This is a genomic window from Mycobacterium shottsii, from assembly GCF_010728525.1.
GTDB lineage: Bacteria > Actinomycetota > Actinomycetes > Mycobacteriales > Mycobacteriaceae > Mycobacterium > Mycobacterium marinum.
In genome coordinates, this window is sequence record NZ_AP022572.1 from 3,560,528 (window position 1) to 3,580,871 (window position 20,344).

Sequence of the window (20,344 nt, forward strand, 5' to 3'; positions counted from 1 at the left end):
GGCCGATGCGCGCAGACCTTGCAACCACGATTACTCGTGAAAATTTCCGCTCATTGGCCGCGGAACATCGGGTGGTTCCCGTCACGCGCAAGGTGTTGGCCGACAGTGAAACTCCGCTGTCGGCGTACCGGAAGCTGGCTGACGGCCGGCCGGGAACTTTCTTACTCGAGTCGGCGGAGAATGGCCGGTCGTGGTCGCGGTGGTCGTTCATCGGTGCCGGGGCGCCAACAGCATTGACCGTGCGGGACGGCGAAGCGGTGTGGCTGGGTACCGCGCCCGAGGGCGCTCCGACCGGTGGGGACCCGCTGTGCGCCTTGCAGTCCACCTTGGAGGTGCTTGCCACGGGCGCGATGCCGGGGCTTCCTCCGCTGTCCGGCGGCATGGTCGGGTTCTTCGCCTACGACATGGTGCGCCGGCTCGAGCGTCTGCCGAACCTGGCCGTGGATGATTTGCAGCTTCCCGAGATGCTGTTGTTGCTGGCCACAGATTTGGCGGCGGTCGACCACCACGAAGGCACGATCACGCTGATCGCCAATGCGGTGAATTGGGATGGCGCCGACGAGCGAGTCGATTGGGCCTATGACGATGCCATCGCCCGGCTGGATGTGATGACCGCTGCCCTGAGTCAGCCTTTGCCGTCGTCCGTGGCCACTTTTAGCCGACCGGAGCCCCACTACCGTGCTCAGCGCACCGTCGAGGAGTACGGCGCGATCGTCGAGCACCTGGTGGAAGAGATTGCTGCCGGCGAAGCTTTTCAGGTGGTGCCGTCGCAGCGTTTTGAGATGGACACCACGGTGGACCCGATCGACGTCTACCGAATCCTGCGGGTCACCAATCCGAGTCCCTACATGTACTTGATTCAGGTTCCGAATGACCATGGCTCGGTTGAGTTTTCGATTGTTGGGTCAAGCCCAGAGGCGTTGGTCACCGTTCATGACGGCTGCGCAACGACTCACCCGATCGCCGGAACCCGCTGGCGTGGTGAGACCGACGAAGAGGATCAGCTCCTGGAGAAGGAGTTGCTGGCCGACCAGAAAGAACTGGCTGAGCACCTGATGCTGGTCGATCTGGGGCGCAACGACCTTGGACAGGTGTGTATACCGGGCACGGTTCGCGTTGAGGACTACAGCCACATCGAGCGTTATAGCCACGTCATGCACCTGGTCTCCACCGTGACAGGTCTGCTCGATGCGGGCCACAGCGCTTTGGATGCGGTGACCGCGTGCTTCCCGGCCGGGACGCTGTCTGGTGCTCCCAAAGTCCGGGCCATGGAGCTGATCGAAGAGATGGAGAAAACTCGCCGTGGTTTGTACGGCGGTGTGGTCGGCTACCTCGATTTCGCCGGGAATGCTGATTTCGCAATCGCTATCCGCACCGCGCTGATGCGTAACGGCACGGCGTACGTCCAAGCCGGTGGTGGTGTCGTGGCCGACTCCAACGGGCCCTACGAATACAACGAAGCGCGAAACAAAGCGCGGGCGGTACTGAATGCGATTGCGGCCGCTGAGACCCTGGCCCGTCCGGATGCGGCGTGCAGTGACTGATACCGGGAATGACCACCGGGCGCGGCGGAACAGCCGACTGATGATCGGGATCGCCCAGTTGTTGCTGGTGATCTCGGCCGGCGTGCTGTGGATTGCTTCGCGGTTGGGGTGGGTTGTCATCCGGTCATTCGACGGACTCGGCCCGCCCAAGGAGGTGACCCTGTCGGGCGCGACGTGGTCCACCGCGCTGCTGCCCATGGCGCTTCTGATGTTGGCCGCCGCGGTCGCGGCGCTGGCAGTGCGTGGCTGGCCCCTGCGGGGGCTAGCGGCCTTGCTGGCGATAGTGAGCCTCGCGGTCGGATATCTCGGTGTCAGTTTGTGGGTGATTCCCGATGTCGCACTGCGTGGGGCCGAGCTCGCTCAAGTCTCGGTGATCACGTTGGTGGGCAGCGGGAGGCACTACGTGGGGGCGGGACTCGCGGTGGGCGCTGCCGTGTGCACTCTGGCCGCGGCAGCGTTGTTGATGCGCTCGGCATCGATCGTCGAATCACTCGGCGACGACGCCACAAAGTACGCGTCGCCCGCTTCCCGTCGTTCCGTGGCGCGTGCCCAGGACGCGGCTATGGCGACGGAAAAGGCGTCGAAGAGCGCGGAATTGGACGTGTCGGAGCGCACGATCTGGGATGCTCTGGACGAGGGCCGGGACCCTACCGATCGGCCGCCTGAGCCAGACACCGAGGGTCGGTGAACAAGGGTGCGTCGACGGTCGCTACCCTTCATGGACGTCGTCGTAAATCGGCTGTAGAGCCTGGTTTAAATCGGAAGGAAACGACAGTCATGAGTCCGGCAACATTGCTTGACTCCATTCTCGAGGGAGTCCGGGCCGACGTTGCCGCGCGCGAGGCGCTTGTCGGCATGACCGAGATCAAGGCCGCCGCCGCGGCGGCGCCGCCGCCACTGGACGTGATGGCCGCCCTGCGTCAGCCGGGTATTGGTGTCATCGCCGAGGTGAAGCGTGCCAGCCCATCTGCTGGCTCGTTGGCGCCCATCACCGACCCCGCCAAGCTGGCGCGTCCCTATGAGGATGGCGGCGCGCGCATCATCAGTGTGTTGACCGAGGGCCGGCGTTTTCAGGGTTCGCTCGACGATCTCGATGCGGTGCGCGCGGCAGTCTCTATTCCGTTATTGCGCAAAGACTTTGTGGTTCAGCCCTATCAGATCCATGAGGCGCGGGCGCACGGTGCGGACATGCTGCTGCTCATCGTCGCCGCGTTGGACCAGTCGGCGCTTGTGTCCATGCTGGACCGGACCGAATCGCTGGGGATGACCGCGCTTGTTGAGGTGCACACCGAGCAGGAGGCGGACCGGGCATTGAAGGCTGGGGCCAAGGTCATCGGCGTCAATGCGCGCGATCTCACCACCTTGGAGGTGGACCGGGACTGCTTCGCGCGAATCGCTCCGGGATTACCCAGCAACGTGATCAGGATTGCCGAGTCCGGCGTGCGCGGCACCAATGATCTGCTGGCGTATGCCGGTGCTGGCGCAGACGCCGTGTTGGTCGGCGAAGGCCTGGTCAAGAGTGGTGACCCACGGGCGGCGGTTGCTGATCTGGTCACCGCAGGCACCCATCCGTCCTGCCCAAAACCAGCCCGCTAACCGGGGATGACAACCGTGCCCGTTGAGCTTCGGTGATGGCTGACCTATCTCGCCCGGACCTGCCGCGGACCAGTTCCGCGATTGCAGAACGGACCTCCCACGATCCCGATTCAGGCGGGCATTTCGGCGCCTACGGTGGCCGTTACGTCCCAGAGGCGCTCATGGCGGTGATCGAAGAGGTCACCGTCGCGTACGAGAAAGAGCGGGTAAACCAGGACTTCCTGGACACGCTCGATCGGCTGCAAACGCACTACGCCGGTCGGCCGTCGCCGCTGTACGAAGCCACCAGGCTCAGCGAGCACGCTGGCTCAGCTCGAATCTTCCTGAAGCGAGAAGACCTAAACCACACCGGCTCTCACAAAATCAACAATGTGCTCGGTCAGGCATTGCTGGCCCGCCGGATGGGGAAGACCCGGGTGATCGCCGAGACCGGCGCCGGACAGCATGGTGTGGCTACGGCCACCGCGTGTGCGCTGCTGGGCCTGGAATGTGTCATCTACATGGGGGCCGTTGACACCGCGCGTCAGGCGCTCAACGTAGCCAGGATGCGGCTGCTCGGAGCCGAGGTCGTCGCCGTGGAAACCGGTTCAAAAACCCTCAAAGACGCCATCAATGAGGCATTCCGGGATTGGGTCACCAACGCCGATCGCACCTACTACTGCTTTGGTACCGCGGCTGGGCCCCATCCCTTCCCGACCATGGTTCGCGATTTTCAGCGGATCATCGGCATGGAGGCTCGTGTGCAGATCCAAGGTCAGGCGGGCAAGCTGCCTGATGCGGTCGTGGCATGCGTCGGCGGAGGATCCAATGCAATCGGGATCTTTCATGCATTTCTCGACGATCCCGATGTTCGATTGGTGGGATTTGAGGCGGCAGGCGACGGCGTCGAGACGGGTCGGCACGCGGCGACGTTTGCCGGTGGTTCGCCCGGAGCATTCCAGGGCTCCTTCTCCTACTTGCTGCAGGACGAAGACGGTCAAACCATCGAATCCCATTCGATCTCAGCGGGTCTGGACTATCCCGGGGTCGGCCCCGAACATGCCTGGCTCAAGGACATCGGGCGCGTCACTTACCAGCCGATTACCGATTCCGAGGCGATGGAGGCATTCGGCCTGCTATGCCGGATGGAAGGCATCATCCCCGCCATCGAATCCGCCCATGCGGTGGCCGGTGCTCTCAAGCTGGGTCGTGAGCTGGGAAAGGGTGCGGTGATTGTGGTGAATTTGTCGGGGCGGGGCGACAAGGATGTCGAAACGGCCGCCAAATGGTTCGGTCTGCTGACGCCTGGCGGCAGCGCGAACAAGTCGGTTTGATCATGACTGTTGAACAACGCGAAGCCAGCAGGCTGGGACCGCTTTTCGATTCGTGCCGCGCGGAAAATCGCGCGGCGTTGATCGGATATCTGCCCACCGGTTACCCCGACGTGAACACATCGGTGCGAGCGATGACTGAGCTCGTCGAATCAGGTTGCGACATAGTCGAAGTCGGCGTTCCCTACTCGGATCCGGGCATGGATGGCCCGACTATCCAGCGGGCTACCGAGGCGGCGCTGAGCGGGGGAGTGCGAGTCCGGGACGCGTTGACCGCGGTCGAATCGATAAGCAAGGCCGGCGGGCGTGCCGTTGTGATGGCGTACTGGAATCCGGTGCTGCGGTACGGGGTCGATGCATTCGCACGGGATCTGGCGGCCGCCGGCGGGCACGGGCTGATTACTCCCGACCTCATCCCCGACGAGGCCCAACAGTGGCTTGCCGCCTCCGATGAGCACGGGCTGGACCGCATCTTTCTGGTGGCGCCGTCGTCAACACCCGAACGCTTGGCCAACACCGTCGCGGCGTCACGGGGGTTTGTATATGCCGCGTCGACCATGGGGGTGACCGGCGCGCGCGACGCTGTGTCGAACGCTGCGCCCGATCTGGTGGCGAGGGTCAAGGCGGTGTCTGACATACCCGTCGGTGTTGGTTTGGGGGTGCGGTCGCGGGAACAGGCCGCCGAGATCGGCCGCTACGCCGACGGTGTCATCGTGGGATCGGCGTTGGTATCGGCGTTGGGCGACGGATTGCCGAGTTTGAGCTCACTGACGGAGGAACTTGCCGCTGGCGTTCGCCAGAGGAACTCGCCATGACGGCGACCGTACTTGCGTATTTCCCCAGTCCGCCGCGTGGCGTCTGGCATCTCGGGCCACTGCCGATTCGCGCGTACGCATTCTTCATCATCATCGGGATCGTTATGGGCCTGATGATCGGTGACCGGCGTTTCGCCGCACGCGGCGGTGAGCGCGGGGTGATCTACGACATCGCTTTGTGGATGGTCCCGTTTGGTTTGATCGGCGGGCGTCTGTACCACCTGAGCACCGACTGGCAGACATACTTTGGCGAAGGCGGCGCCGGGTTGGGCGCGGCGCTGCGCATCTGGGATGGCGGCCTCGGTATCTGGGGTGCAGTGACCCTGGGCACCGTTGGAGCCTGGATCGGCTGTCGTCGTCGCGGAATTCCACTGCCTGCCTTCTTGGACGCGGTCGCACCAGGCGTGGTGATGGGCCAAGCGATCGGTCGGCTCGGGAATTACTTCAACCAGGAGCTGTACGGCCGCGAGACCACGGTGCCGTGGGGCCTGGAGATTTTCTATCGTCGTGATCCCTCCGGATTCGTCGACGTTCATTCGCTCGACGGCGTCTCGACCGGGCAGGTCGCGGTCGTGGTGCAACCGACGTTCCTCTACGAGTTGATTTGGAACCTGCTGGTATTCGCCGCGTTGATCTATCTGGACCGCCGCTTCGCAATCGGTCACGGTCGATTGTTCGCGTCCTATGTGGCCTTGTATTGCGTCGGGCGGTTCTGCGTCGAGTTGTTGCGCGACGACACCGCCACACACATCGCCGGCATCCGAATCAACTCTTTCACGTCGACGTTCGTGTTCATCGGCGCAGTCGTCTACATCATCTTGGCGCCCAAAGGCCGCGAGGATCCGGCGAGCGCGCGTGGTACGGCCGCCGCTGCTGACGAAGTGCCCGAACCCGAACCTGCCGGCGAGGTCGCGACCGCTGACTCGACGGCCGCTGCGCTAGCTGGCGATAGGGAAGGCGACGAGCCAACCGGACTGGCAGAAACGGCCGAGGCGGCCGAAGTCGCCGAACCAGAAACCGTTGGTTCGGCGGTCGCTGGAGATGAGTCGACAGCCGATACCGAAGCGTCCGACGCGCTCGAGGGTGAGGTTGGCGCGGCTGCTGAGGCTGAGGCGCCTGAGGCTGAGGTGCCTGAGGTGGGTGAGGTAGAGGCTGCTGAGGAGGTCGCTGAGGCGGTCGACGGTGAGGTCGAGGCGGCTGAGGCGGGCGAGGTAGAGGTTGCTGAGGCGGTCGAGGGTGAGGTTGAGGCGGCTGAGGAGGGCGAGGTAGAGGTTGCTGAGGCGGTCGAGGGTGAGGTTGAGGCGGCTGCTGAGGCAGAGGTGCCTGAGCTGGGTGAGGTAGAAGCTGCTGAGGAGGCCGATGAGGCGGGTGAGGTTGAGGTAGAAGCGGTTGAGGAGGCGGCTGAGGCCGAGGCACCCGAGGTGGGTGAGGTAGAGGTTGCTGAGGCGGTCGACGGTGAGGTTGAGGAGGCGGCTGAGCCTGAAGAGGCTGAGGTTGAGGAGGCGGCTGAGCCTGAAGAGGCTGAGGCGGGTGAGGTAGAGGTTGCTGAGGAGATCGAGGGTGGGGTCGACGAGGCCGATGAGGCCGAAGAGGCTGAGGCGCGCGAGGACGAGCCAAAAGAGGCAGCAGAGGTCGCTGAGGCCGAGGGGTCTGAGGCCGAGGACAAGACAGCGCAGGCCATAGATGGTGGCCAAACGGGGGTTGACGACGCAGGCGAGGCCGATGCTGAGCCAGACGACGACTCCACCGCGGCAGAACCCGAGGTCGTGGTCGAGCAAGCAGATATCTAAGAGATCGAATATCTAAGAGATCGAACCCCAAGAGCCCGAAGCGGAGGCGGTGGCGGCCGCTGAAGCGACGGACGCCGACGAGGGTGATGGCGAGCCCGCCGAGCCGGCGAGCGACGATCTCGACGCTGTCGCGGCCGAGGACGCTGACGCCACGGCAACTGAAGCCGAAGAATCCGGCGATGAGTCGCCCGAGCCCGCCGTAGACTCCGAGGAGCCCGGAGCCGACGAGTCCGCACCGAAGGACTCAGCCGAGGACACTTCGTCCGGTGAATCCGACACCCAAAGTGAGCTGGAGCAGAGCCAAACTATCGAGCAGGGCTTCGACCAAACCTCGGCTGGAGACGGCGAGGGCCCGCCTCCGAGCGCGGCGGTGGACGGCGATACCGGCCGAACCCGGCAAGGTTGGCGTGGCCGGCTGAGGAACCGGATGCGTCGTTCGCGCCGGTAGCCGTCAGGCCGCCAAGTTCGGCGAGCGGCTCGGGCACCAGCTCATCGGATCTGGCATGCTGAAATGGTGACTGACCAGTCGTGGGTCGGCGGCGGCGCTGGTCCCGGACAGCAACCGGGATACCCACCGCCATTTCCTCCGCCGTACTATCCGGACTACTCGGCGCCCCGCAGTTACTACGACCCAGCGGCGCCTTTTGGCCGGCATCCCGTTACCGGCCAGCCGTTTTCAGATAAGTCGAAGACGGTTGCGGGGTTGCTGCAGCTACTGGGGCTGTTCGGAATCGCGGGCATCGGCCGGATCTACATGGGTCACACCGGGATGGGTATCGCGCAATTACTTGTGGGCTGGTTGACGTGTGGCCTAGGTCCTGTCTGCTAATTGCGGACGCGGTGGTAGGTGGTGATGGCGGCCAGGGTGGCACCGCCGAGGTAGGTCAGGGCGTATTTGTCGTAGCGGGTGGCGACCGCGCGCCAGTGTTTAAGCCGGTTGAAGCTTCGCTCGACGGTGTTACGGTGCTTGTAAATTCGGCCTGAGAACCCCGGAGGCCGTCCTCTGTTGCGGCCTTTGGCTTTGCGGCGGGTGATCTGGTCGCTGCGCTCGGGGATGGTATGGGCGATCTTGAGCCGGCGCAGCTGTGCCCGCGTCGAGTCATAGGAGTACGCCTTGTCCGCCAGCAGGTGAAACGGGGCGTATGAGTTGCTGCGCCGGGCGGCCAGCAATGGCCAAAGCATCGGATTATCACCGGCTTGACCGGCCGACAGTGCCAGGGTGACCGGACTGCACAGCTGGTCGGTCAAGGCGTGGATCTTGGTAGTCAGCCCGCCGCGGGAACGCCCAATGGCGTGGTCATCGGGCTCATCGAGATATTTCTTGTAATTCGACAGATCCCCCTGTGCGGCGCCCGGAGCGCGCTCCGGCTGCGTGTCGGTGGGCGCGCACACTGGTCGAATCGACCGACAACAGTGCGCCCAGGTCGGCGTCCTCGGCGTCGAGGTCAGAGGCGATCGCCGCGAAGATCCGCGCGTAGATGCCATCGACCGACCAGCGTAGATGCCTCTCGGCCACCGATTGCCAGGGACCGAAGTGCTCGGGCAGGTCACGCCACGGAGATCCCGTACGGTAACGCCAGATAATGCCCTCCAGAGTACGTCGATGATCGTTCCACGGCCGGCCACGCCGCCGCCCCGCAGGCAACACCGCCACGATCAGCGACCACAAATCATCAGAAATCGCATGCGTCCGCATCACCCAAACAGCATCAGCCAAAACGCCATTCACATTAAGCAGACACGCCCTAGGCGCCTTGGTCTGGGATGTCATTGACGCGGTGCTGATATTGACCGACAAAGTCAGCGACCCGTGGGTTGTCCGTGGCCATGAAAAAGTAGCCACTGGTGGCCAAGTCGAGGTATCCAGTTTTGGCCAGATAAAAGTATCCACCCCGTGTTCGTCGTGTCGATCAGGAACTGTGGGCCCCGATGGTGACGGTGAAGGCGCCAACCAATGGCCATCACCACCGGGGAGTTCCATTGAAGTCTGTGAAGGACCGCATGGACATCATTTCTGCCGATCAACAGCTCGGGTCGTACCGGGCCGCCGCCGACGCGTGCGGCACCACGCATCGCACCGTCAAGAAGATCATCGACAAATTCGAGGCCGACCAGGCCGGCATACCGCCGGCACGGCGGGCCGAACGAGGGCACAACTACGATTCGGTGGCCGAGCTGGTCGCCGAACGTGTCGAGAAATCTGGAGGCCGGATCTCGGCCAAGCGGCTGCTGCCGATCGCCCGCACCGCAGGCTACCAAGGCTCGGATCGCAACTTCCGGCGTCTTGTTGCCGAGGCGAAGACGTTGTGGCGCAGCGCCAATCACTGCGGGCGCCGTCCAGCGGTATGGTCACCAGGGCAGTACCTGGTGATCGACTGGGCCCAAGCGGCACCGGGATTGTTCCTGTTCTGCGCGGTGCTGGCATTCTCCCGGTGGCGATTCGTGCGTTTCGCCGCCGACCAGAAGGCCTCGACCACGCTGGCGTTGATCGCCGAAACCCTGTCGGCGATCGGCGGGGTCCCGGCGTGGGTGCTGGCTGATCGGATGGCCTGCCTCAAAGGCGGGGTAGTCGCCAATGTGGTCGTCCCGACCCCGGATTACATCCGACTGGCCACCCATTACGGGTTCGCCCCGGACTTCTGTCACGCCAACGACCCACAATCCAAGGGCATCGTGGAGAACCTGTGCGGCTATGCCCAACGCGACCTGGCGGTGCCGCTGCTGACCCAGTCCGCTGTCGACGGCGTGCCGATCGACATCCGGGCCGCCAACGCCGCTGCGGCGGCGTGGTGCGACGAGGTCAATGCCCTGGCGCACTCGGAGATTCAGGCGATTCCCGACGAACGGTTGGTCTCCGAACGCCAAGTACTGCAACCACTTCCATCGTTGCGCTTACAGATCGGGGCGCCCACGGTGCTGCGCAAGGTCGACCGACTCTCCTGTGTGCGCTACGGCTCGGCCCGCTACTCGGTACCCACCCGGCTGATCGGCACCACCGTGGCGGTGGTGGTCGATCACGGCGCGGTCTGCCTGGTCGAACCGGCTACCGGGATGATCGTGGCCGAACACGAACTGGTCGCCCCAGGCTCAGCGTCGATCCTCGATGAGCACTACGACGGGCCAAGGCTGGCACCGAGTCGGGGCCCGCGGCCCAAGACCAGCGTGGAGAAGCAGTTCTGCGCCCTCGGCGCGGACGCCGAGGCATTCCTCGTCGGCGCCGCGGCGATCGGCAACACCCGCCTAGCCGCAGAGCTGGAGATCCTGCTCGCCCTGGGGGCCGCCCACGGCACCGACGCGCTGATCGCGGCGCTGCACCGGGCGGTGGCGTTTCGCCGGTTCCGGGCCGCCGACGTGCGCTCCATCCTGGCCGCGGGCACCGGAACCCCACAACCCCGCCCTGCCGGGGATGCGCTGATTCTGGACCTACCGGTCGCCCCGATGCGTTCCCTGGACGCCTACAAGATCGGACCCGTCGGAGCCGATGACGAGGTGATCTCATGACCACGACATCACCAACGACTGCCGTCGAACCCGTGGCGCCGCCGTCGTTGCCGCCGCTGGCCGCTGATCTGGATGCCGGGCTGCGGCGGTTGAAGTTGGCCGCGGTGCGGCGCAGCGCACCGAGGTCTTGCTGACCGCCAAGACCCAACGCTGGACTCCTGAGGAAGTGCTGCGCACGCTCGTCGAGACCGAACTGGCCGCCCGGGATGCCTCCAACATCGTCAACCGGCTCAAGGCCGCCGCGTTCCCCGTCTCGAAAACGTTGGAGTCCTTCGACGTGGCCGCCTCGTCGATCCCGCCGAAGGTTTTCGACTACCTGTCAAGTCTGGAATGGATACGGGCCCAACAGAACCTGGCGATCATCGGCCCGGCCGGCACCGGCAAATCCCACACCCTGATCGGGTTGGGGACCGCGGCGATCCACGCCGGGCTCAGGGTCCGCTACTTCACCGCCGCTGATCTCGTCGAGACCCTCTACCGCGGCCTGGCCGACAACACCGTCGGCAAGATCATCGAATCGCTGCTGCGGGTCGACCTGATCATCTTGGACGAACTCGGCTTCGCCCCACTCGATGACACCGGTACCCAACTGCTGTTCCGCTTGGTCGCCGGCGCCTACGAACGCCGCAGCCTGGCCATCGGGTCACACTGGCCCTTCGAACAATGGGGCCGGTTCCTGCCCGAGCAGACCACCGCAGTCAGCATCCTCAACCGCCTGCTACACCACGCCACCCTCGTCATCACCGACGGCGACTCCTACCGCATGAAGGACGCCCAGCACCGGAAGGAGCAACCCACACCAACCTAGGAACTACCGCCCGGGGTGGATACTTCTATCTGGCCACCAGCGGATACTTCAACTTGGCCATTGACATGGGGTCGCCCGTTGCGTGATGGAACCTAGTCAGGGCTCCGCTGAGCCGGGGCGGCGCGATGTACATAGCCAGCGCCCCGGCCGCTATGGCGCCGTAGCGTCGGCCGGATTGTTGGCCGCGGCCCTTGGCTACATCGGTTTGGTCGACCCGCACGGCGCGAATTCGGCCTACCCAGCGTGTCCGTTCAAGTGGCTCACCGGTTGGGATTGTCCCGCCTGTGGCGGCCTACGGATGGTGCATGACCTGTTGCACGGTGACCTGGTGGCCAGCATCAACGACAACGTCTTCCTGCTTGTCGGGATCCCTGTGCTGGGAGCGTGGGCCCTGCTGCGCCGACGCCGGGGCCGCACATCGCTGCCGCTAGCGGCGATGATCGTGGTCGGGGTAGCGATGATCGTATGGACGGTGCTGCGCAACCTGCCCGGATTTCCGCTGGTGCCCGCCGTCTATGGTCCTTGACCGCGGTCGAGGGCACTGTCCTCAGTTGCCGAAACCGGACGACGGAGCCGGCACCGGCCCGCCTGGGTCTCCACCGAGTCGGCTGGCGGCAAACGCCACCCCCTGATCGACCACGGCCCCGTCGTCGGCGTAGGCATTATGCGCGGCGAAATTGAGGCCGTCGGAACAAACCGGATCCTCGGGGACGCAGACCTTGATGGTCTTCGCCTGGTAGGCAGGGCCGATTTCGACGGCGGGTTCACCCAGAAAGTCCATGGCCCGCACATTCGGCATGCCGAACAGGACCACCGCAGCGACGTGCTCAGCCACATCCGGTTGCAGCGGCTTGGGGACGGTCGCGGGATCGACTCCCGCTGGCACCGCAGCAGAGGTGACAAAGCCCATCACCGCCGCGCCCTGTGAATAGCCGCCCAGCACCATCTTGGTCTGGGGGCATTGTCCCGCCATCGAAACGACATGAGTGCCCGCATCTCTGATGCCGTCCAGGCCGGTGTCCCAGTTGTCGCTGGCCGGATAGTTGACCGGGTACACGTCGAGTGATCGCCCACCGATGTGCGAACGCAGAGAGTCGACGAATGCCTGGCCGGTGGGGCCAAGGCCGGGCGGTTCGCCGGTGCCGCGGGCAAACACCACCTCGACATCGGGGCATGGCTCGGCGGATGCAGACGGAATGGCGACGGTAGATTACACGGAAGCGCTGAGGCCGCAAGCCGTTATCACCGCCGGCCCCAGGAAACGGACGATGTGAGATGCATTCATGCCGCTGTAGTTGCCCATGTGACCAGTTTCTCAAACTGGCAATTGTTCGGCACCTTTTCCAAGAGGCGTGTCCGGCATCTCGGCCGGACCCGCGCACGCCCTTGCCCGCGAGGCCGTTGAGATGAAACTCGCGTTCAGCTTGCGGAAGCCCCGCGCGTGCGTCTACCCGCGCCACGCTGGCCCGGATCCCAAAGTTGCCCGGGCAGCGCAGACTTCCAGCGCCCCACCAGCCCCGCATCTGAGGTTGGCGGCGGTGGACGCGGTGACGATGTGCCTTGGTCACCGCGCGTTTTGGTGCCCCGCCAGAGGACTCCGTTGCACTAGCGGTGAGCGAAGCCACGGTTGATGATCCGCGGATCCAATCCGGGCCGATATCATTGCGAAACACCGGCGACTCACAACCACGACTATGCTTTGACGGCGTGACTAGACGCGGAAAGATCGTCTGCACCCTCGGGCCGGCTACGCAACAGGACGACTTGGTCAAAGAGCTGGTCGAAGCCGGAATGGACGTCGCCCGAATGAACTTCAGCCACGGCGACTACCCGGATCACGAAGCCGCATATGAGCGCGTGCGTGCTGCCTCTGACGCCACGGGGCGCGCGGTTGGCGTGCTCGCCGATCTGCAAGGCCCGAAGATCAGGTTGGGCCGCTTCGCTGATGGCCCGACCTATTGGGCTGACGGGGACACGGTCCGGATCACGGTCGAGGGGTGTGAAGGGTGCCGTGACCGGGTATCTACCACCTACAAGAGGCTGGCCCAGGATGCCGTGGCCGGTGACCGGGTGCTCGTTGATGACGGCAAGGTCGGATTGATCGTCGATCACATCGACGGCAACGACGTGGTCTGCACAGTCGTAGAAGGCGGCCCGGTCAGCAACAACAAGGGAATCTCCCTGCCGGGGATGAATGTATCTGCGCCGGCGCTATCGGGGAAGGACATCGACGACCTCACGTTCGCGCTCAATCTGGGTGTCGACATGGTCGCGCTGTCCTTCGTGCGGTCGCCTTCGGACGTGGAACTCGTGCATGAGGTGATGGACCGGATCGGCCGGCGAGTTCCGGTGATCGCGAAGCTGGAAAAGCCCGAAGCGATCGACAATCTCGAAGCCATCGTGTTGGCATTCGACGCCGTCATGGTGGCCCGCGGCGATCTGGGGGTAGAGCTGCCGCTGGAAGAGGTCCCGCTGGTACAGAAGCGGGCCATCCAGATCGCCCGGGAGAACGCCAAACCGGTGATCGTGGCGACCCAGATGCTCGACTCGATGATGGAGAACTCGCGGCCCACTCGTGCCGAGGCCTCTGACGTCGCCAACGCCGTGCTTGACGGCGCCGATGCCCTGATGCTGTCCGGTGAGACCTCGGTGGGCAAGTACCCACTTGCTGCGGTCCGGACGATGTCGCGCATCGTCTGCGCGGTTGAAGAGAACTCGACGGCGGCCCCGCCGTTGACCCATGTGCCGCGCACCAAGCGGGGAGTGATCTCCTATGCGGCCCGCGACATCGGTGAACGACTCGACGCCAAGGCGTTGGTCGCCTTCACTCAGTCCGGCGATACCGTGCGACGGCTTGCTCGGCTGCATACCCCATTGCCGCTGCTGGCCTTCACCGCTTGGCCCGAGGTGCGCAGTCAGCTCGCGATGACCTGGGGCACCGAGACTTTCATCGTCCCGGAGATGGACTCGACTGACGGCATGATCCGGCAGGTCGACAAATCGCTGCTAGAACTCGGCCGCTACAAGCGTGGTGATCTGGTGGTCATCGTCGCGGGTGCACCGCCGGGGACCGTGGGTTCGACCAATCTGATTCACGTGCACCGGATCGGTGAGGACGACGTCTAACCTGGCCCAGGAGCCGGGGAATTGAGTCCCACCCAGGAATCCGCGCGACCGCGAAGCGCCGCCTGAGCTGGGCCACCGAATCTGGAGGAGAGCGAGCCCATGCCGGCCGGCGATGAGCCCAACGTGCGAGACGAAGCCAAGTCGGACTTCGAGGAACTGCTCGCGGTCCTAGACCTCAAACGCGTCGCGGATGATCGGTTCATCGGGGCCCATCCCAGCAAGAACCCGATGCGAACATTCGGTGGGCTGCTGATGGCTCAGTCATTTGTTGCCAGCAGCCGCACGTTGCTTCGAGACGATCTACTGCCCAGCGCGCTCTCGGTGCACTTCATCAACGGTGGCGACACGACGAAAGACATCGAATTCCAGGTGGTGCGGCTGCGCGACGAGCGTCGTTTCGCCAATCGACGGATCGACGCGGTGCAGAATGAGACGCTGCTGTCCTCGGCGATGATCTCCTACATGTCGGGCGGGCGTGGGCTCGAGCATGGTGTCGAGCCGCCGCCGGTGGCCGATCCAGAAACTCGCCCGCCCATTGGCGAGCTGCTGCGCGGCTACGAGGAGACCGTTCCGCACTTCGTCAACGCGCTGCAGCCGATCGAATGGCGCTACACCAACGATCCGTCCTGGGTGATGCGTGACAAGGGGGAGCGGCTTCACTACAACCGGGTCTGGGTAAAGGCTTTGGGTAAACTGCCCGACGATCCGATCCTGCACACCGCGACGATGCTGTATTCCTCGGATACCACCGTGCTGGACTCGGTGATCACCACCCACGGCCTGTCCTGGGGGTTTGACCGCATTTTCGCCGCCTCGGCCAACCATTCGGTGTGGTTTCACCGGCAGGTCGACTTCAACGATTGGGTGCTGTATTCCACATCGTCACCGGTGGCGGCAGACTCACGCGGCCTGGGCACTGGGCACTTCTTCAATCGCGCCGGCCAGCCGGTGGCGACGGTGGTGCAGGAAGGCGTGCTGAAGTATTTCCCCGCCGCACGACGATAGACCCCGCGCGAGGATGCGCGCAGCGGCGACGACAAGCACCTGAACCTGGGCCGGTCCGGCTCTGCTCAGGCGTAACGTTCCTGGTAGTAGGCGTACCGCCCAGCTGAGAATCGCGCTGTCGGGAGGTGAGTGTGGACGGATCGTCGGTCGAGGTTGTGCCGCGCGTTCGGGCACGCGAACGCGTTGTCGTCAACGTCGACTCTGTCACCGCCCGCTGCGTTGGGGCACTGGCGGTGTTCTGCGCGGCCTGCTGGCTCATTGCGTTGCTGGCCCGAAACTACCGGCACGAGGATTGGCAGGCCGCTGGCCGGCTGAGCTGGTCGTTGACGGTGCTGGCCGCGGTGGCGCTGATCGCGCGAGGCATCTTCCTGGGGCGCCCGGTGACTGCGATGCATGCGATTGTGGCCGCCTTGATCCTGGTCCTTGGCCTGGGCGCGCATGTGTTGTCTTTTAGTCTGGCCGGTGAACTATTGATCGCCGGATCGGGACTGGTGCTGATGTGGCCAACGTCGGCGCATCCGCGGCCCGGGGACCTACCGCGAGTGTGGGCCTTGATCAACGCCACCAGTGCGGATCCGTTGGCGCCGTTCGCGATGCAGGCGGGCAAGTGCTATCACTTCAGCGCGGCCGGTACCGCGGCGCTGGCATATCGGACGCGGATGGGTTTTGCGGTCGTCGCCGGCGACCCGATTGGTGCGGAATCGCAGTTTCCGCAACTGATCGCCGACTTCGCCGCCATGTGTCACACCCACGGCTGGCGGATCGCGGTCTTGGCTTGCAGCGAGCGGTGGCTCGACCTATGGGCTGACCGTGCGCTGGTCGGCCAATCCCTGCGCGCGGTTCCCATCGGTTGCGATGTCGTCATCGACGTGCGGAGCTTCGCCATGGTGGGCCGAAAGTTCCGCAACCTGCGTCAGGCCGTCAAGCGCACCCGCAACGCGGGCATCACCACCGAAATCGTGGCCGAGCAGGAGCTCGACGACACACGGCGGGCAGAGCTGGCCGAGATGCTGCTGGCATCACCCAAAGGGGCCCGAAACGACCGTGGCTTCTGCATGAGTCTGGACGGCGTGCTCGAAGGTACATACCCCGGGGTGCAGCTGATCATTGCTCGCGATGTTTCCGGGCGGGTACAGGAATTTGACCGGTTCACGACGGCCGGGCGCGGTAGCGACTATTCCCTGGATGTGCCGTGGCGTCGGAGTGGGGCCCCGAACGGGATCGACGAACGGCTCAGCGTCGACATGATCATTGCTGCCAAAGACGCGGGGGCGCAGCGACTGTCACTGGCATTCGCGGCGTTTCCGGAAATCTTCGACGAGTGTCACCGTAGCCGGCCGCAGCGCCTGTTCTACCTGTTGATCCACTTGCTTGACCCCTTGATCTCCCTCGAGTCGCTATACCGCTACCTGTGCAAGTTCCACGCGCTCGACCAGCGGCGGTATGCGTTGATCACCGTGACTCAGGTCATTCCGCTGCTGGTCGTACTGCTCTCACTGGAGTTCATGCCGCGTCGGCGTCACCTTCGGTGAGACCTCTTGCCGGGAAGGGATGTTCATCCGGTCACACCGAATGTTTTCGGAGAGGTGGTGGGTGGCCACCACGACGGTCTTGGCGACGGGTAGCAGACCGGTCTCCGAGGACAGGAGGTCACGAAGAATGCGATCGGCGTCGGTTGCGTCGAGGTGCTCGGTGGGTTCGTCGAGCAACACGATCTGGGCGGGCGAAAGCGCTGCGCGGGCGAGCAGGAGCCGTCGGCGCTGGCCCGCGGAGACCGCCTGCGCGCCACCGATCAAGACCGTCGACAGGCTGTGGGGAAGACCGGCGAGCCACGCGCCGAGGCCGACCCTATCCAGGGTGGTCACCAGCTCGTCATCGGTGCAATCTCCGCGGACAACCAGCAAGTTGTCGCGCACGGTAGTCGCGAAGATGTGCGCGTCTTCAGCGAAAAACCCAATGGTGCTGCGTAATTCGGCGTCATCGAACCGGGTCAGACTGATTCCGTTCAATAGCACCTGCCCCTGCAGCGGCGATAGCAGCCCGGCCAGGGTCATTAGTAGGGTCGTCTTTCCGGAGCCGCTGGGGCCCGTGACGGCCAGCCGAGCCCCCGGTGACAGCTCGATCGTGGTCCGGGTGGCGTGGGCCCGCCAATGGCCGGAATAGATATCCGCTGACAGCTGGCCGAGCGTGGGGGATTCCAGCGTTGCGATCGCGGTATCGGTCGGCGGGTTGACGTCGCGCCCAGCGAGTTCGATCAACCGGTGCAACGCGATTCGGGACCGGGTCAGCTGAAACGCAGCGGCCGGGAGAGCGTTCGTGGCCTCGAAGGCAGACAGGGGCAGCAACATCAGGACCGCCAGGGTGGTGGGCGCGACGGTGGGGGCCATGAGGATTCCGGCCACCACCGCTCCGAGCACGCTTGTTCCGATTGCCGCTGTCGGTACGGCTTCGGCGATCGCGGCGGGACGCGCCGCCGCATCCATGGCCTCGCCCCAGGCATGTTGTTGCCGTTGTGATTTCGTGATCACTGCAGGTAGCACGCCGCCGACCCGGAGTTCGGGGGCATGTTCGAGGGCGACCATCGCCGACTCATCCCGGCCGGCATGATGCTGGCGGGCCAGCGCTTCCTGTGATTGCGCCGCTCTGCGGGCAAGCGACGGCGCAACTATCCCGGCCACGATCAAGCACATCGTCAATACGGCAGCTGCCGGCAGTGATATGACCGCGACCACCCCGATCGCAGCCGGTGCCAGCACCGCCGCCACGCCCACCGGAACCAGGGCGCGCACCAGCACGTCAGCCAAGGTGTCAACGTCGCTACCGACGCGCGCCACCAGGTCGCCGCTGGATAACCGGAATGCCGCTGCTACCGGTCCTTCGGCTAGTCGCTGATAGATCCGGGCACGCGCGGTGCCTGCCGCGCGTAGCGCGATGTCGTGGGTGGCCAGTCGCTCGCAATAGTGCAGAACGCCCCGCGAGATCGCTAACGTCCGCACCGCGACGACGGCGATCGATAGGTCAAGCACCGGCGGCATCTGCGATGCCCGGGTTATCAGCCAGGCCGACACGCCGGCCAGTGCCAGGGCGCTGCCCAGGGACAACACCCCCAGGGCGATCGCGGCGAGCACCCGGGGCAGCCTCGGACGCAACAGGTCGCATGCGGCCGATAGGGAATCAGACCGGGACATAGCCGGCCTGAGTATCGAGTCCGTCGCGGGTTACCTCGATTACCTGGTCGCCGATGGCAACCACCGGTTCGCGATGTCCGACCACCATCACGGTCGCACCGGTGCGAGCCCGTTCGGCGATGGCCTGCAGCACTTGCTCCTCGGTGTGCGAGTCCAGGTGTGCGGTGGGCTCGTCGAGTAGCAGCACCGGGGAAGGCGATCCCAGGACGCGGGCCAGGGTCAAACGTTGTCGCTGCCCGAGCGACAAACCGACGCCGTCTCGGCCCAGCACCGTGTCCAATCCGTCCGGGAGCTCAGCCAGGACCGCGTCGAAGCCCGACGCCGCGCAGGCGCTGTCCAAATCGGCCAGCTCACCAAGTAGCACCAGGTTGTCACGGACCGTTCCGGGGACCAGCACCGAACGCTGCGGCAACCAGGACAACTGGCGCCACCAGTCGACGGGATCCAGCTCGCTGATGTCGATTCCAGCGACGGTAAGCCGCCCGTTTGACGGCGTGGTGAGCCCCGCGATCAGCTGCAGTGTGGTGCTCTTGCCCGCGCCGTTTTGTCCGGTAAGCACCGTCACCTGGCCGGGTTCGATGGTGGCGGTCAAGTTGTGTGGTGATCGGCCGTCGCGTCCGGTGACGCTGAGATTTTGGAGGTGGATCGTCGCCCCACGGGCGGTTACCGCTCGTCGAGCCGGTGGGGTGCAAGCCGTTTCGCCGATGAGCGTGAATGCCTGTTCGGCCGCGGATTTCCCGTCCTGGGCGGCGTGAAACTCCACGCCAATGCGGCGCAGCGGCCAGTACACGTCCGGGGCCAGCAGTAACACCGTGAGACCGGCGGTCAGTGTCATTTCACCGAACACCAGGCGCAGTCCGATGCTGACGGCAATCACAGCCACGCCCAGAATCGCCAGCAGTTCGAGCACCAGAGCTGACAAGAAGGCAATTCGCAGTGTCGCCAGGGCCGAGCGCCGATGCGCGGCGCTGAGCTCGGCGATGCGTTGTTCAGGGCCGGAGGCTCGGCCCAGCGCCCGCAGGGTGGGGATTCCGGCGATCAGATCCAGCAATCGGGCCTGCAAGGTGGCCATTGCGGCCAGAGCCGCCGCTGACCGCTCAGCGGTAGCCAACCCGATCAAGACCATGAAGACCGGGATCAGTGGAAGGGTGATCACCGCGATCAGCGCCGACTTCACGTCGTAGACCGCGATCATCACCACGGTGGCCGGGGTCAGGATCGCCGCAAGAAACAGCGTGGGCAGGTAGCCGGTGAAATAGGGTCGCAAACCGTCCAGTCCGCGGGTTACCACCACCGCGGCGGCATCGCGTTGTGCCGCCAATTCGTTGGGCTGGCGGGCCGTCACCGACTCCAGCACCTGCCCACTGAGCTCGGCGATCACCGCGCTGGCCCCTCGCTGGCCCAGGCGCGCCTGCAGCCAGTGCGTCACCGCGCGCAACGCCCACAGCGCCGACAACATCAACAGCGAGCCCAGCCAGCAGCGTAAACACCGTGCCGAGGGGTCGCTGGCGACGCGCGCGACCATGCTCGCCAGCACGATCGCCGAGGCAATGGCACAGCCCGAGATGACCACTACGCAGGTCACCGAGGCGATCAGATAGCACCGCAACGCGGCCGACGCCCGCCACAGCCGCGGGTCCAGTGGCGCGCGGGTGGTCGAG

Annotated in this window: 15 protein-coding genes and 3 pseudogenes; 14 read left to right on the plus strand and 4 right to left on the minus strand. The window is 65.0% G+C overall.

Annotation, left to right across the window (positions count from 1 at the left end):
- Nucleotides 1-5 precede the first annotated feature (5 nt).
- From G6N41_RS16405 to G6N41_RS16435, 8 genes and pseudogenes are all read left to right on the plus strand, one after another.
- On the plus strand, nucleotides 6-1,544 hold the full coding sequence (locus tag G6N41_RS16405; RefSeq protein ID WP_198965142.1) for an anthranilate synthase component I: 1,539 nt from the start codon (nucleotides 6-8) through the stop codon (nucleotides 1,542-1,544).
- Nucleotides 1,545-1,584: 40 nt separating this feature from the next.
- Nucleotides 1,585-2,232 carry a TIGR02234 family membrane protein gene (locus G6N41_RS16410; RefSeq protein WP_020728707.1) on the plus strand — a complete coding sequence of 216 codons (648 nt, stop codon included), beginning with the start codon at nucleotides 1,585-1,587 and terminating at the stop codon, nucleotides 2,230-2,232.
- Nucleotides 2,233-2,321: 89 nt separating this feature from the next.
- Complete coding sequence (gene trpC, locus G6N41_RS16415; RefSeq protein ID WP_198967889.1) at nucleotides 2,322-3,140, plus strand: indole-3-glycerol phosphate synthase TrpC; 819 nt, start codon at nucleotides 2,322-2,324, stop codon at nucleotides 3,138-3,140.
- A 35-nt stretch (nucleotides 3,141-3,175) separates the two neighbouring features.
- Nucleotides 3,176-4,453 carry a tryptophan synthase subunit beta gene (trpB, locus tag G6N41_RS16420; protein WP_012394160.1) on the plus strand — a complete coding sequence of 426 codons (1,278 nt, stop codon included), beginning with the start codon at nucleotides 3,176-3,178 and terminating at the stop codon, nucleotides 4,451-4,453.
- Nucleotides 4,453-5,265, plus strand: coding sequence for a tryptophan synthase subunit alpha (gene trpA, locus G6N41_RS16425; RefSeq protein ID WP_198967890.1), 813 nt, complete (start codon nucleotides 4,453-4,455; stop codon nucleotides 5,263-5,265). The genes trpB and trpA overlap by 1 nt, the downstream gene beginning before the upstream one ends.
- A complete protein-coding gene (locus G6N41_RS16430) occupies nucleotides 5,262-7,055 on the plus strand; it encodes a prolipoprotein diacylglyceryl transferase (RefSeq protein ID WP_231608539.1) in 1,794 nt (597 codons plus the stop codon). Before trpA ends, G6N41_RS16430 begins: the two co-directional genes overlap by 4 nt.
- A 49-nt stretch (nucleotides 7,056-7,104) precedes the next feature.
- Entirely contained in the window at nucleotides 7,105-7,503 is a 399-nt protein-coding gene (locus tag G6N41_RS28670; protein WP_231608540.1) for a hypothetical protein, read from the plus strand.
- A gap of 63 nt (nucleotides 7,504-7,566) precedes the next feature.
- Nucleotides 7,567-7,878, plus strand: a pseudogene (locus G6N41_RS16435) (NINE protein); the annotation flags it as partial.
- 2 nt (nucleotides 7,879-7,880) lie between these two features.
- Here G6N41_RS16435 and G6N41_RS16440 read toward each other — a convergent pair.
- Nucleotides 7,881-8,754: pseudogene (locus G6N41_RS16440) on the minus strand (IS5 family transposase).
- Nucleotides 8,755-9,035: 281 nt separating this feature from the next.
- Between G6N41_RS16440 and istA the strand changes: the two are divergent.
- The 3 genes and pseudogenes from istA to G6N41_RS16455 all read left to right on the plus strand — a co-directional run bounded on the left by istA (nucleotide 9,036) and on the right by G6N41_RS16455 (nucleotide 11,890).
- The gene (istA, locus tag G6N41_RS16445; RefSeq protein WP_198965143.1) at nucleotides 9,036-10,556 is read left to right on the plus strand and encodes an IS21 family transposase; all 1,521 of its coding nucleotides are present in this window, start codon (nucleotides 9,036-9,038) and stop codon (nucleotides 10,554-10,556) included.
- Nucleotides 10,553-11,364: pseudogene (gene istB / locus G6N41_RS16450) on the plus strand (IS21-like element helper ATPase IstB). Before istA ends, istB begins: the two are co-directional and overlap by 4 nt.
- An 85-nt stretch (nucleotides 11,365-11,449) precedes the next feature.
- Nucleotides 11,450-11,890, plus strand: a complete 441-nt coding sequence (locus G6N41_RS16455) for a DUF2752 domain-containing protein (protein WP_231389659.1) — start codon at nucleotides 11,450-11,452, stop codon at nucleotides 11,888-11,890.
- A gap of 21 nt (nucleotides 11,891-11,911) precedes the next feature.
- Here the strand turns inward: G6N41_RS16455 and G6N41_RS16460 are convergent, their stop codons facing one another.
- Nucleotides 11,912-12,562, minus strand: coding sequence for a cutinase family protein (locus G6N41_RS16460; protein WP_231609019.1), 651 nt, complete (start codon nucleotides 12,560-12,562; stop codon nucleotides 11,912-11,914).
- A gap of 509 nt (nucleotides 12,563-13,071) precedes the next feature.
- Between G6N41_RS16460 and pyk the strand changes: the two genes are divergently transcribed.
- The 3 genes from pyk (at nucleotide 13,072) to G6N41_RS16475 (ending at nucleotide 17,027) form a co-directional block, all read left to right on the plus strand.
- The gene (gene pyk, locus G6N41_RS16465; RefSeq protein WP_198965144.1) at nucleotides 13,072-14,490 is read left to right on the plus strand and encodes a pyruvate kinase; all 1,419 of its coding nucleotides are present in this window, start codon (nucleotides 13,072-13,074) and stop codon (nucleotides 14,488-14,490) included.
- A 99-nt stretch (nucleotides 14,491-14,589) separates the two neighbouring features.
- A complete protein-coding gene (locus tag G6N41_RS16470; RefSeq protein WP_198965145.1) occupies nucleotides 14,590-15,495 on the plus strand; it encodes an acyl-CoA thioesterase II in 906 nt (301 codons plus the stop codon).
- A gap of 131 nt (nucleotides 15,496-15,626) precedes the next feature.
- Nucleotides 15,627-17,027, plus strand: a complete 1,401-nt coding sequence (locus G6N41_RS16475) for a bifunctional lysylphosphatidylglycerol flippase/synthetase MprF (protein WP_198967891.1) — start codon at nucleotides 15,627-15,629, stop codon at nucleotides 17,025-17,027.
- On the opposite strand, the gene cydC is transcribed toward G6N41_RS16475, so the two are convergent.
- Both cydC and cydD read right to left on the minus strand, forming a co-directional pair.
- Nucleotides 16,989-18,683 (minus strand): thiol reductant ABC exporter subunit CydC, encoded by a 1,695-nt coding sequence (cydC, locus tag G6N41_RS16480; protein ID WP_198965146.1) that lies wholly within the window; start codon nucleotides 18,681-18,683, stop codon nucleotides 16,989-16,991. The two genes, G6N41_RS16475 and cydC, sit on opposite strands and share 39 nt — an antisense overlap.
- Nucleotides 18,670-20,292, minus strand: coding sequence for a thiol reductant ABC exporter subunit CydD (cydD, locus tag G6N41_RS16485; RefSeq protein WP_198965147.1), 1,623 nt, complete (start codon nucleotides 20,290-20,292; stop codon nucleotides 18,670-18,672). The genes cydC and cydD overlap by 14 nt, the downstream gene beginning before the upstream one ends.
- Nucleotides 20,293-20,344 lie beyond the last annotated feature (52 nt).